12 protein-coding genes are annotated in these 13,025 nt (G+C 69.8%); all 12 read left to right on the top strand.

The window, feature by feature from the left end:
* The first annotated feature begins 238 nt into the window (after positions 1-238).
* Genes Srubr_RS28550 through nuoL form a run of 12 tightly spaced genes read left to right on the top strand, consistent with a single transcriptional unit; the run spans position 239 to position 13,020 of the window.
* Complete coding sequence (locus tag Srubr_RS28550) at positions 239-598, top strand: NADH-quinone oxidoreductase subunit A (RefSeq protein ID WP_003992243.1); 360 nt, start codon at positions 239-241, stop codon at positions 596-598.
* 15 nt (positions 599-613) lie between these two features.
* A complete protein-coding gene (locus Srubr_RS28545; RefSeq protein ID WP_007383964.1) occupies positions 614-1,168 on the top strand; it encodes a NuoB/complex I 20 kDa subunit family protein in 555 nt (184 codons plus the stop codon).
* Positions 1,165-1,950 carry an NADH-quinone oxidoreductase subunit C gene (locus Srubr_RS28540; protein ID WP_189994299.1) on the top strand — a complete coding sequence of 262 codons (786 nt, stop codon included), beginning with the start codon at positions 1,165-1,167 and terminating at the stop codon, positions 1,948-1,950. The genes Srubr_RS28545 and Srubr_RS28540 overlap by 4 nt, the downstream gene beginning before the upstream one ends.
* Complete coding sequence (locus Srubr_RS28535; protein ID WP_189994297.1) at positions 1,947-3,272, top strand: NADH-quinone oxidoreductase subunit D; 1,326 nt, start codon at positions 1,947-1,949, stop codon at positions 3,270-3,272. Before Srubr_RS28540 ends, Srubr_RS28535 begins: the two co-directional genes overlap by 4 nt.
* Positions 3,269-4,051, top strand: a complete 783-nt coding sequence (nuoE, locus tag Srubr_RS28530) for an NADH-quinone oxidoreductase subunit NuoE (RefSeq protein WP_189994295.1) — start codon at positions 3,269-3,271, stop codon at positions 4,049-4,051. Before Srubr_RS28535 ends, nuoE begins: the two co-directional genes overlap by 4 nt.
* Positions 4,051-5,397: an NADH-quinone oxidoreductase subunit NuoF gene (nuoF, locus tag Srubr_RS28525; RefSeq protein ID WP_373313476.1), complete on the top strand. Its 1,347-nt coding sequence runs from the start codon at positions 4,051-4,053 to the stop codon at positions 5,395-5,397. Before nuoE ends, nuoF begins: the two co-directional genes overlap by 1 nt.
* Positions 5,394-7,898, top strand: coding sequence for an NADH-quinone oxidoreductase subunit G (locus Srubr_RS28520; RefSeq protein WP_189994291.1), 2,505 nt, complete (start codon positions 5,394-5,396; stop codon positions 7,896-7,898). The genes nuoF and Srubr_RS28520 overlap by 4 nt, the downstream gene beginning before the upstream one ends.
* Positions 7,895-9,259, top strand: a complete 1,365-nt coding sequence (gene nuoH / locus Srubr_RS28515; RefSeq protein WP_189994289.1) for an NADH-quinone oxidoreductase subunit NuoH — start codon at positions 7,895-7,897, stop codon at positions 9,257-9,259. The genes Srubr_RS28520 and nuoH overlap by 4 nt, the downstream gene beginning before the upstream one ends.
* Positions 9,252-9,902 (top strand): NADH-quinone oxidoreductase subunit NuoI, encoded by a 651-nt coding sequence (gene nuoI, locus Srubr_RS28510; protein ID WP_189994287.1) that lies wholly within the window; start codon positions 9,252-9,254, stop codon positions 9,900-9,902. The genes nuoH and nuoI overlap by 8 nt, the downstream gene beginning before the upstream one ends.
* On the top strand, positions 9,899-10,744 hold the full coding sequence (locus Srubr_RS28505; RefSeq protein ID WP_189994284.1) for an NADH-quinone oxidoreductase subunit J: 846 nt from the start codon (positions 9,899-9,901) through the stop codon (positions 10,742-10,744). Before nuoI ends, Srubr_RS28505 begins: the two co-directional genes overlap by 4 nt.
* Positions 10,741-11,040: an NADH-quinone oxidoreductase subunit NuoK gene (nuoK, locus tag Srubr_RS28500; protein ID WP_030778338.1), complete on the top strand. Its 300-nt coding sequence runs from the start codon at positions 10,741-10,743 to the stop codon at positions 11,038-11,040. The genes Srubr_RS28505 and nuoK overlap by 4 nt, the downstream gene beginning before the upstream one ends.
* 15 nt (positions 11,041-11,055) lie before the next feature.
* Positions 11,056-13,020 carry an NADH-quinone oxidoreductase subunit L gene (nuoL, locus tag Srubr_RS28495; RefSeq protein WP_189994282.1) on the top strand — a complete coding sequence of 655 codons (1,965 nt, stop codon included), beginning with the start codon at positions 11,056-11,058 and terminating at the stop codon, positions 13,018-13,020.
* The last annotated feature ends 5 nt before the right edge of the window (positions 13,021-13,025 follow it).

Here is a 13,025-nt window from a genome sequence, read left to right as displayed (position 1 = left end):
ATCACCCATCATCCGACTTCATGATCCTTCGTCAGGTGGTGGAGATCACAAAGCTTGTGCAATACCCCGTGTCGCAGATCACAGAGCGACAGGCATAAGATGCGAGGCAGTCGGGCTTGTGACCTGCTTCACATGTTCTCGATCTTCGCCCGGGACGAGCGGGGTTCGTGGGACCGGTGAGGCGCGTGAGCCCAGTGATCCGCCAGCAGTCAGTGCCGACTGAGAGGAGCGAGGAGCGGTGAACGCGTATGCGCCCATCCTCGTACTGGGAGCCCTCGGGGCAGGCTTTGCGATCTTCTCCGTGGTCATGGCCACGCTGATCGGTCCGAAGCGGTACAACCGCGCCAAACTCGAAGCCTACGAGTGCGGCATCGAGCCGACCCCCACGCCGGCCGGCGGCGGGCGCTTCCCCATCAAGTACTACCTGACGGCGATGCTCTTCATCGTCTTCGACATCGAGATCGTCTTCCTCTATCCCTGGGCCGTCACCTTCGACGCCCTGGGGATTTTCGGGCTCGTGGAGATGCTGCTCTTCGTGCTCACCGTCTTCGTCGCGTACGCGTACGTATGGCGGCGCGGCGGCCTGGAATGGGACTGAGGGGCCTTTAACGACATGGGACTCGAAGAAAAGCTGCCGAGCGGCTTCCTGCTCACCACCGTCGAGCAGGCCGCGGGCTGGGTGCGCAAGGCGTCCGTCTTCCCGGCCACCTTCGGCCTGGCCTGCTGCGCCATCGAGATGATGACCACCGGCGCCGGCCGCTACGACCTCGCACGCTTCGGCATGGAGGTCTTCCGCGGCTCGCCGCGCCAGGCCGACCTGATGATCGTCGCCGGCCGGGTCAGCCAGAAGATGGCGCCCGTCCTGCGGCAGGTCTACGACCAGATGCCCAACCCCAAGTGGGTGATCTCCATGGGCGTCTGCGCCTCCTCGGGCGGCATGTTCAACAACTACGCGATCGTCCAGGGCGTCGACCACATCGTCCCGGTCGACATCTACCTCCCCGGCTGTCCGCCCCGGCCCGAGATGCTCATGGACGCGATCCTCAAGCTCCACCAGAAGATCCAGTCCTCCAAGCTCGGCGTGAACGCCGAGGAAGCGGCCCGGGAGGCGGAGGAAGCGGCGCTGAAGGCCCTGCCCACGATCGAGATGAAGGGGCTGCTGCGGTGAGCGACGCGAAGAACGGCACCCAGGGCGCGAACGGGTCCGCGCACGCGAACGGTTCCGCGAACGGGGTCAACCCCGAGAAGGACCTCGCCGCGGCCAACCTCCCCGGCCGGCGCGGCCAGGGCGGCGAGGAGATCCGCGTCCAGCGCGGCATGTTCGGTGCCAACAACGGCGGCGACACCTCCGGCTACGGCGGCCTCGTCCGCTCGGTCCGGCTCCCGGGACCGGCGACCCGGCCCTACGGCGGCTGGTTCGACGAGGTCGCCGACGAACTCGAAGGCGCCCTGGAGGAACAGGGACTCCTGCCGGAGAACGCCATCGAGAAGACGGTCGTCGACCGCGACGAACTGACCTTCCACATCGAACGCGAGCACCTGGTCCGCGTCGCCCGCGTCCTGCGCGACGACCCGGCCCTGCGCTTCGAGCTGTGCACCGGCGTCAGCGGCGTCCACTACCCGAACGACAAGGGCCGCGAGCTGCACGCCGTCTACCACCTGCGCTCGATCACCCACAACCGGTTGATCCGCCTGGAAGCCAGCGCCCCCGACGGCGACCCGCGCATCCCGTCCCTGGTCTCCGTGTACCCGACCAACGACTGGCACGAGCGCGAGACCTACGACTTCTTCGGAATCGTCTTCGACGGTCACCCGGCCCTGACGCGGATCATGATGCCGGACGACTGGCAGGGCCACCCGCAGCGCAAGGACTACCCCCTCGGCGGCATCCCCGTCGAGTACAAGGGCGCCCAGATCCCGGCTCCGGACCAGCGGAGGTCGTACTCGTGAGCAGCACCCAGTCAGCAGCCGCCCGGGAAACCACCGAGGGCACCGTCTACACGGTCACCGGTGGCGACTGGGACGAGGTCGTCCAGTCCGCGGCCCGCGCCGACGACGAACGCATCGTCGTCAACATGGGTCCCCAGCACCCCTCCACCCACGGAGTGCTCCGCCTCATCCTGGAGATCGAGGGCGAGACGGTCACCGAGGCCCGCTGCGGCATCGGCTACCTCCACACCGGCATCGAGAAGAACCTCGAATACCGCACGTGGACGCAGGGCACCACGTTCGTGACGCGCATGGACTACCTGACGTCCTTCTTCAACGAGACCGCCTACTGCCTCGCCGTCGAGAAACTCCTCGGCATCGAGGACCAGATCACCGAGCGCGCCGAGATCATCAGGGTGCTCCTGATGGAGCTGAACCGGATGTCCTCCCACCTGGTGTGCATCGCCACCGGCGGCATGGAGCTCGGCGCCACCACGATCATGATCTACGGATTCCGTGATCGTGAAATGATTCTCGACCTCTACGAGCTCATCACGGGCCTGCGCATGAACCACGCGTACATCCGGCCCGGCGGACTCGCCCAGGACCTGCCGCCCGGCGCGGTGGACCAGATCCGCGAGTTCGTGAAGAAGATGAAGAAGAACCTCCCGGAGTACGACAAGCTCGCCACCGGGAACCCCATCTTCAAGGCCCGCATGCAGGACATCGGCTACCTCGACCTGGCCGGCTGCATGGCCCTCGGCGCCACCGGCCCGATCCTGCGCTCCACCGGCCTCCCGCACGACCTGCGCAAGGCCCAGCCGTACTGCGGCTACGAGAACTACGACTTCGACGTCCCGACCGCCGACTCCTGCGACGCCTACGGCCGCTTCCTCGTCCGCCTGGAGGAGATGCGCCAGTCGCTCAGGATCATCGAGCAGTGCCTGGACCGGCTCCAGCCCGGCCCGGTCATGGTCGCGGACAAGAAGATCGCCTGGCCCGCCCAGCTCGCCCTCGGACCGGACGGACTCGGCAACTCCCTCGACCACATCAAGAAGATCATGGGCACCTCCATGGAGGCCCTCATCCACCACTTCAAGCTGGTCACCGAGGGCTTCCGGGTCCCGCCGGGGCAGGCGTACACGGCCGTCGAGTCGCCCAAGGGCGAACTCGGGGTGCACGCCGTCTCCGACGGCGGCACCCGCCCCTACCGGGTCCACTTCCGCGACCCGTCCTTCACCAACCTTCAGGCCATGGCGGCGATGTGCGAGGGCGGCCAGGTCGCCGACGTCATCGTCGCCGTCGCGTCCATCGACCCCGTGATGGGAGGCGTCGACCGGTGACCACCTCTTCTTCGGAGCGGGGCATCAGCCTGGGCATGCCCGAACTGCCCGCACCGGCCTACCCGGACGACGTCCGGGCCCGGCTGGAGGCGGACGCGCGCGAAGTGATCGCGCGCTACCCCGACTCCCGCTCCGCCCTGCTGCCGCTGCTCCACCTCGTGCAGTCCGAGGAGGGCCACGTCACCCGCACCGGGATGCGGTTCTGCGCGGACATGCTCGGCCTGACCACGGCCGAGGTCACCGCGGTCGCCACCTTCTACACCATGTACCGGCGCCGGCCCTCCGGCGACTACCAGGTCGGCGTGTGCACCAACACGCTGTGCGCGGTCATGGGCGGCGACGCCATCTTCGAGACCCTCCAGGAGCACCTGGGCGTCGGCAACGGCGAGACCACCGGCGACGGCAAGGTCACCCTGGAGCACATCGAGTGCAACGCGGCCTGCGACTACGCGCCGGTCGTGATGGTCAACTGGGAGTTCTTCGACAACCAGACCCCCGCGAGCGCCAAGCGCCTGGTCGACGACCTGCGCGCCGGGCGCCCCGTACAGCCCACGCGCGGGGCGCGCCTGTGCACCTTCAAGGAGACCGCGCGCATCCTGGCCGGCTTCCCCGACGAGCGGCCCGGGGCCGTCGAGGAGGGCGGCAGCGCGGGACCCGCCTCGCTGGTGGGCCTCCGCCTGGCCAAGGGAGAGGCCGCGCCCGCGCGCGTGGTCCATCCGCGGGTCCAGCAGTCCCCGGACGCCCCGTCGGCGGGCCAGGCAGAAGAGGAGGGGGAGTGATGACCGTGGTATCCGAGGTCAAGGACCCGAGCCCCGAGAAGCTGCTCGCACCCGTGCTGTCGGCCTTCTGGGACGAGGACCGGTCCTGGACTCTGGACGTCTACCGGAGGCACGAAGGGTACGAGGGGCTCCGCAAGGCCCTCGCCATGCCGCCGGACGACCTGATCGCCTACGTCAAGGAATCCGGGCTGCGAGGCCGCGGCGGCGCCGGGTTCCCGACCGGGATGAAGTGGCAGTTCATCCCCCAGGGTGATGGAAAACCGCACTATCTCGTTGTCAACGCCGACGAGTCGGAGCCCGGGACGTGCAAGGACATCCCGCTCCTCTTCGCGAACCCGCACAGCCTCATCGAGGGCATCGTCATCGCGTGCCACGCCATCAGGTCGTCGCACGCCTTCATCTACCTGCGTGGTGAAGTCGTCCCCGTACTGCGGCGGTTGCACGAGGCCGTGCGCGAGGCCTACGCGGCGGGCTACCTCGGCGAGAACATCCTGGGCAGCGGGCTCGACGTGAAGCTCACCGTGCACGCCGGCGCCGGCGCGTACATCTGCGGTGAGGAGACCGCGCTGCTCGACTCGCTCGAAGGCCGCCGTGGTCAACCGCGGCTGCGTCCCCCCTTCCCCGCCGTGGAAGGCCTCTACGCCTGTCCGACTGTTGTGAACAACGTCGAGTCGATCGCGTCGGTTCCCGCCATCCTGAAAAACGGCAAGGAATGGTTCAGGTCGATGGGCAGCGAGAAGTCCCCGGGCTTCACGCTCTACTCGCTCAGCGGCCACGTCGCCAGCCCCGGGCAGTACGAGGCCCCGCTCGGCATCACCCTGCGCCAGCTCCTCGACATGAGCGGCGGCATGCGGCCCGGCCACCGGCTGAAGTTCTGGACGCCGGGCGGCTCCTCCACGCCGATGTTCACCGACGAACACCTCGACGTCCCCCTCGACTACGAGGGCGTCGGCGCCGCCGGCTCCATGCTCGGCACCAAGGCCCTGCAGTGCTTCGACGAGACGACCTGCGTGGTGCGGGCCGTCACCCGCTGGACCGAGTTCTACGCCCACGAGTCCTGCGGCAAGTGCACCCCCTGCCGGGAGGGGACGTACTGGCTGGTGCAGCTGCTGCGGGACATCGAGGCCGGCAAGGGCGCCCTGTCCGACCTCGACAAGCTCGCCGACATCGCCGACAACATCAACGGCAAGTCCTTCTGCGCCCTCGGCGACGGCGCCGCGTCCCCGATCTTCTCCTCGCTGAAGTACTTCCGCGAGGAGTACGAACAGCACATCACGGGCCGGGGCTGCCCCTTCGACCCGGCCAAGTCCACGGCCTGGGCGGACCGCCCGGAGGTGAACGCATGACCGTGACCACGAGCGCTCCCGCCGGCGGGGGCGAGGCGGCCCTCCCGCCGGAAGACCTCGTCACGCTGACGATCGACGGCATCGAGATCAGCGTGCCCAAGGGCACCCTGGTCATCCGCGCCGCCGAACAGCTCGGCATCGAGATCCCCCGGTTCTGCGACCATCCCCTCCTGGACCCGGCCGGCGCCTGCCGCCAGTGCATCGTCGAGGTCGAGGGCCAGCGCAAGCCGATGGCGTCCTGCACCATCACCTGCACCGACGGCATGGTCGTCAAGACCCACCTCACCTCCCCGGTCGCCGAGAAGGCCCAGCAGGGCGTGATGGAGCTGCTGCTCATCAACCACCCGCTGGACTGCCCGGTCTGCGACAAGGGCGGCGAGTGCCCGCTGCAGAACCAGGCGGTCTCGCACGGCAACGCCGAGTCCCGCTTCGAGGGCCGCAAGCGGACCTACGAGAAGCCCGTCGCGATCTCCGCACAGGTGCTGCTCGACCGCGAGCGGTGCGTGCTGTGCGCCCGCTGCACCCGCTTCTCCACCCAGATCGCGGGCGACCCCATGATCGAGCTGATCGAGCGGGGCGCGCTCCAGCAGGTCGGCACCGGCGAGGGCGACCCCTTCGAGTCGTACTTCTCCGGCAACACCATCCAGATCTGCCCGGTCGGCGCGCTCACCTCGGCCGCGTACCGCTTCCGCTCCCGTCCCTTCGACCTCGTCTCCTCGCCGTCGGTGTGCGAGCACTGCGCCGGCGGCTGCGCCACCCGCACCGACCACCGGCGCGGCAAGGTCATGCGGCGGCTCGCCGCCAACGACCCCGAGGTCAACGAGGAGTGGATCTGCGACAAGGGACGCTTCGCGTTCCGCTACGCGCAGCAGCGCGACCGCCTCGACACCCCGCTGGTGCGCAACGCCGAGGGGGTGCTGGAGCCCGCGTCCTGGCCCGAGGCGCTCCAGGCGGCGGCCCAGGGCCTCGCCGCCGCGCGCTCCCGGGCCGGCGTCCTCACCGGCGGCCGGCTGACCGTCGAGGACGCCTACGCCTACAGCAAGTTCGCCCGCGTGGCGCTCGACACCAACGACATCGACTTCCGCGCGCGCGTGCACAGCGGCGAGGAGGCCGACTTCCTCGCCGCCCGGGTCGCCGGCCGCGGCCGTGACCTGGACGGTACGGGCGTCACGTACGCCTCCCTGGAGAAGGCGCCCGCCGTGCTGCTGGTCGGCTTCGAGTCGGAGGAGGAGGCCCCCGGCGTCTTCCTGCGGCTGCGCAAGGCATGGCGTAAGCACAAGCAGCGGGTGTTCGCGCTGGCCACGCACGCCACCCGGGGCCTGGAGAAGGCCGGCGGCACGCTGCTGCCGGCCGCCCCCGGCACCGAGACCGAGTGGCTGGACGCCCTGGCGAGCGGCGTCGGCCTGGAGGAGCCGGGCACGCGTGCCGCCGAGGCGCTGCGCGCCGACGGCGCCGTCATCGTCGTGGGGGAGCGGCTGGCCGCGGTCGCGGGCGGTCTCACCGCCGCCGTGCGCACCGCTGCCGCGACCGGCGCCGAGCTGGTGTGGATCCCCCGCCGGGCCGGTGAGCGCGGCGCCGTGGAGGCGGGCGCGCTGCCCTCCCTGCTGCCGGGCGGCCGGCCCGCGACCGACCCGCGCGCGCGGGAAGAGGTCGCCGCCGTCTGGGGGCTCGCCGAACTCCCCGCGGGCTACGGCCGCGACACCCACCAGATCCTGGCGGCCGCCGCGGCCGGGGAACTGTCCGCGCTGCTGGTCGCCGGGGTGGAGGTCGCCGACCTGCCCGACCCGGCACGCGCGCGTGAGGCACTTCGAAGCGTCGGCTTCCTGGTGTCGCTGGAGCTGCGGCCCAGTGAGGTCACCGCGCACGCCGACGTCGTCCTGCCGGTCGCCGCGGTCGCCGAGAAGTCCGGCTCCTTCCTCAACTGGGAAGGCCGGGTGCGCCCCTTCGAGGCCGCCCTCAAGCCCGACCAGATGACCCGCCGGCTCGCCCCGGCCGACACCCGCGTGCTGCACATGCTCGCCGACGCCATGGACACCCACCTGGGCCTGCCGGACCTGCGCACCACCCGCGCGGAGATCGACCGGCTCGGCCTCTGGGACGGCCCCCGCGCCCTGCCGCCGATGGAGTCCGCGGGCGCCCTGCCCCGCCCGGCGGCCGGCGAGGCCGTACTGGCCGGGCACCGGCTCCTGCTCGACCAGGGTGTCCTGCAAGAGGGCGACGAGGCGCTCGCCGGGACCCGGCACGCCGCGCTCGCCCGCCTGTCCGCGGCCACGGCCGCCGAGGCGGGCGTCGCGGACGGCGACACCCTGGCCGTCACCGGACCCGCCGGCACGGTCGAACTGCCCCTTCGGATCACCGAGATGCCCGACCGGGTGGTCTGGCTCCCGCTGAACTCCGCCGGCGGCGGCGTCGCCTCCGACGCCGGGGCGCGGCCCGGCTCCCTCGTCCGCATCGGCCCGCCGGCCACCGCCGGGACGGCCCCCAAGGAGGTGGAGGCATGACCGCGTACCTCGCCGCTGAAGACCTCTCGATGTTCGGCCGCGACCCCTGGTGGCTGATCGTCGTCAAGGCCGTCTTCTGCTTCGCCTTCCTGATGGTGACCGTGCTGTTCTCCATCGTCTGGGAGCGCAAGGTCGTCGCCTGGATGCAACTGCGCATCGGCCCCAACCGGCACGGCCCCTGGGGCATGCTCCAGTCGCTCGCCGACGGCATCAAACTGATGCTCAAGGAGGACCTCGTCGTCAAACGCGCGGACAAGGTGGTCTACGTCCTCGCGCCGATCGTCGCGGCCATCCCCGCCTTCATGGCGATCGCGGTGATCCCCTTCGGCCCGGCCGGCAACGAGATCTCGGTCTTCGGCCACCGCACCACGATGCAGCTCACCGACCTGCCGATCGCGATGCTCTACATCCTCGCGGTCGCCTCCGTCGGCATCTACGGCATCGTGCTGGCGGGCTGGAGCTCCGGATCCACCTATCCGTTGCTGGGCGGCCTGCGCTCCTGCGCGCAGATGATCTCCTACGAGATCGCCATGGGTGCCGCGTTCGCCTCCGTGTTCCTCTACTCGGGGTCGATGTCGACGTCCAGGATCGTGGAGGCGCAGGCCGACCGCTGGTACATCCTGCTGCTGCCGGTCTCCTTCATCCTGTACATCGTCACGATGGTCGGCGAGACCAACCGCGCCCCCTTCGACATGCCGGAGTCCGAGGGCGACCTGGTCGGCGGCTTCAACACCGAGTACTCGTCGATCAAGTTCGCGATGTTCATGCTCGCCGAGTACGTCAACATGGTGACGGTCTCGGCCGTCTCCGCCACCCTCTTCCTCGGCGGCTGGCGCGCCCCCTGGCCGATCAGCACCTTCTGGGAGGGCGCCAACCACGGCTGGTGGCCGCTGCTCTGGTTCGTCGTCAAGGTCCAGTTGCTGCTGTTCTTCTTCATCTGGCTGCGCGGCACCCTCCCGCGCGTGCGCTACGACCAGCTGATGAAGCTCGGCTGGAAGGTCCTCATCCCGGTCTCGGTGACCTGGCTGATGCTCGTCGCGACCGTCCGCGCGCTGCGCAACGAGAACTACGACTTCGCCGACATCGCCCTCTACGTCGGCGGCGGTGTCCTCGCCCTGCTGCTCGTGTCCTTCGTCGCCGACATGTTCCGCGAGAAGAACAGGACCGCCGGGCCGCCCGCCGCCCGGGAGCCGGTCTTCGATCCCATGGCGGGCGGATTCCCCGTACCGCCGCTGCCCGGACAGCAGCTGCCGCCGGTGCCCAGGCGCCGCCCGCGCCGGGAGCGGGAGCTGATTGTCAGTGGTGGGCCGGACACTGTCAGTGACGGAACTTCGGATGGAAAGGAGGCGTCCGATGGCTGAGGAGCCCCAGGAGTCCGGGCAGATCAAGCCCGGCTTCCAGAACCCCGTGGCCGGCTTCGGCGTGACCTTCAAGGCCATGTTCACGAAGCGGCTGACCGAGCAGTACCCGGAGCAGAAGAAGACCACGGCTCCGCGGTTCCACGGACGGCACCAGCTCAACCGCCATCCGGACGGCCTGGAGAAGTGCGTCGGCTGCGAGCTGTGCGCCTGGGCCTGCCCCGCCGACGCCATCTATGTGGAGGGCGCCGACAACACCGACGAGGAACGCTACTCGCCGGGCGAGCGCTACGGCCGCGTCTACCAGATCAACTACGCCCGCTGCATCCTGTGCGGCCTGTGCATCGAGGCGTGCCCCACGCGCGCGCTGACGATGACCAACGAGTTCGAACTGGCCGACTCCAGCCGGGCCAACCTCATCTACACCAAGGAGCAGCTGCTCGCCGGCCTCGAAGAGGGCATGGTCGACACCCCGCACGCCATCTACCCGGGGATGGACGAACAGGACTACTACCGCGGCCTGGTCACCCACGCCGCGCCCGGCACCGTCCGGCAGCCCGCCGTCTCCAAGGGCGAGGGTCCGCAGGAGGCCGCCGCCACCTTCGGCGAGGACGAGCCGGCCTCGCAGGAGGTGATCGGCCGATGAGCGCGCAGCACCTCGCCGCCTACACCACCTCCACCGGTGAGGCCTTCCAGTTCTGGGTTCTCGGCACCATCGCGGTGATCGGCGCCCTGTGCACCGTCTTCATGAAGAAGGCCGTGCACAGCGCGCTCTGCCTCGCCGGCACGATGATCGTCCTGGCGGTGTTCTACCTCGCCAACGGCGCCTACTTCCTCGGCATCGTGCAGATCGTCGTCTACACCGGCGCGATCATGATGCTGTTCCTGTTCGTGGTGATGCTCGTCGGCGTCACGGCCGCGGACTCCCTGAAGGAGACCATCAAGGGCCAGCGCTGGCTGGCCCTGCTGTGCGGGGTCGGCTTCGGCGTCCTGCTGTTCGCCGGCATCGGCAACGCCTCCCTGAAGGAGTTCAACGGCACCGGCCAGGCCAACGCCGGCGGCAATGTCGAGGGGCTGGCGTCGCTGATCTTCACCAAGTACGTCTTCGCCTTCGAGATCACCGGCGTGCTGCTCATCACGGCCGCCGTCGGCGCCATGGTGCTCACCCACCGGGAGCGCACGGAGCGCGCCAAGACCCAGCGCGAACTGTCCGAGCAGCGCATCCGCGAGGGCACGTACATCCCGCCGCTGCCCGCCCCCGGCGTCTACGCCCGGCACAACGCGGTCGACATCGCGGGCCTGCTGCCCGACGGCACCCCGTCCGAGCTGACCGTCAACAAGACGCTGCGCGCCCGCGGCCAGATCCGGGACGTGTCCACCGAGGCGCTCAACGACCTACGGGCGCTGGAGCAGCGCGCGGAGGAACGCCTGGAGCGCAGGGCGATCGAACCGGAGACGTTCAAGCGGCCCGAGGAGGCGTCGAAGTGAACCCGGTCAACTACCTCTACCTCGCTGCCCTGCTGTTCACGATCGGCGCGACCGGCGTCCTCATCCGGCGCAACGCCATCGTGGTCTTCATGTGCGTCGAGCTGATGCTGAACGCCTGCAACCTCGCGTTCGTCGCCTTCTCCCGGATGCACGGCAACCTCGACGGCCAGATCATCGCCTTCTTCACGATGGTCGTCGCCGCCGCGGAGGTCGTGGTGGGCCTCGCGATCATCGTGTCGCTGTTCCGTACCCGCCACTCGGCCTCGGTCGACGACGCCAGCCTGATGAAGCTGTAAGGGGTCGGAAGAATCGTGGAGAACCTGATCGCGCCGCTCATCGCGGCACCCCTGCTCGGAGCGGCCGTCCTCCTGGTCGGCGGCCGGCGCCTGGACCGCGGCGGCCACTGGGTCGGTGTCCTGCTGTCGTTCGTCTCCTTCGCCCTCGGGCTCGTCCTCTTCGCCGACCTGCTCGGCAAGGGCGCCGGACACCGCACGCTCACCCAGCACCTGTTCAGCTGGATCCCGGTGGCCGGCTTCCAGGCGGACATCACCTTCCGCCTGGACCAGCTGTCGATGACGTTCGTCCTGCTCATCACGGGTGTCGGCTCGCTGATCCACCTGTACTCGGTCGGGTACATGGCGCACGACGAGCGCCGCCGCCGCTTCTTCGGCTACCTGAACCTGTTCCTCGCGGCGATGCTGCTGCTCGTCCTCGCCGACAACTACCTGCTGCTGTACGTCGGCTGGGAGGGCGTCGGCCTCGCCTCGTACCTGCTGATCGGCTTCTGGCAGCACAAGCCCAGCGCCGCCACGGCCGCGAAGAAGGCCTTCCTGGTCAACCGCGTCGGTGACATGGGCCTGTCGATCGCGATCATGCTGATGTTCACCACCTTCGGCGGCTTCGCCTTCGGCCCGCTCCTCGGCACGCACGAGGAGCCGGGACTCGTCGGCGACGCCTCCGAGGGCAAGCTGACCGCGATCGCCCTGATGCTGCTGCTCGCCGCCTGCGGCAAGTCCGCCCAGGTGCCGCTGCAGTCCTGGCTCGGGGACGCCATGGAGGGCCCGACCCCGGTCTCCGCCCTCATCCACGCGGCGACCATGGTGACCGCGGGCGTCTATCTGATCGTCCGCTCCGGCGCGATCTTCAACGCGGCGCCCGACGCCCAGCTGGCCGTCACCGTCGTCGGCGCGGTCACGCTGCTGTTCGGTGCGATCGTCGGTTGCGCCAAGGACGACATCAAGAAGGCGCTGGCCGGCTCGACCATGTCGCAGATCGGCTACATGGTCCTCGCTGCCGGTCTCGGCCCCATCGGCTACGTCTTCGCGATCATGCACCTGGTGACGCACGGCTTTTTCAAGGCCGGGCTGTTCCTCGGCGCCGGTTCGGTGATGCACGGCATGAACGACGAGGTCGACATGCGCCGCTACGGCGGCCTGCGCAAGTACATGCCGGTCACCTTCATCACCTTCGGCCTCGGCTACCTCGCCATCATCGGCTTCCCCGGACTGTCCGGCTTCTTCTCCAAGGACAAGATCATCGAGGCGGCGTTCGCCAAGGGCGGCACCGAGGGCTGGATCCTCGGCGGCGCGGCCCTGCTGGGCGCGGCCATCACCGCCTTCTACATGACGCGCGTGATGCTGATGACGTTCTTCGGAGAGGAACGGTGGCGCAACGCCCCCACCCCGTCCCCGGCCGAGCCCAGCGTGGAACCGGCCGCCGAGACCGGGGGCGCGCACACCGAGCCGCACCCGCACGAGTCCCCGAAGGTCATGACGATCCCGATGATCGTCCTCGCCGTCGGCTCGGTCTTCGGCGGTGCCTTCTTCAGCATCGGCGACCGCTTCCTGAACTGGCTGGAGCCGGTCACCGGGCACGACCACGGCGACGCGCCGCTCAGCGCCGGGGTGATCACCGGGGCCACCATGGTGTGCCTGGTCGTCGGGGTCGCCCTCGCCTGGGCCCAGTACGGCCGGAGGCCCGTCCCGGCGGTCGCTCCGCGCGGCTCGCTGCTCACCCGCGCGGCCCGCCGCGACCTGCTCCAGGACGACTTCAACCACGTGGTCCTGGTGCGGGGCGGCGAGCACCTGACGCGCTCCCTGGTCTACCTCGACCACTCCCTGGTGGACGGTGTCGTCAACGGCACGGCGGCCGGCTTCGGCGGCCTGTCCGGACGGCTGCGCCGGCTCCAGAACGGCTTCGCCCGCTCCTACGCGGTCTCTATGTTCGGCGGCGCGGCACTCCTGGTCGCCGCGACCCTGCTGATGAGGGCGGTCTGATACCG

The sequence above is a fragment of the Streptomyces rubradiris genome, from assembly GCF_016860525.1.
GTDB classification, from domain to species: Bacteria; Actinomycetota; Actinomycetes; order Streptomycetales; family Streptomycetaceae; genus Streptomyces; species Streptomyces rubradiris.
This window is presented reverse-complemented; position numbering and strand designations above follow the sequence as displayed.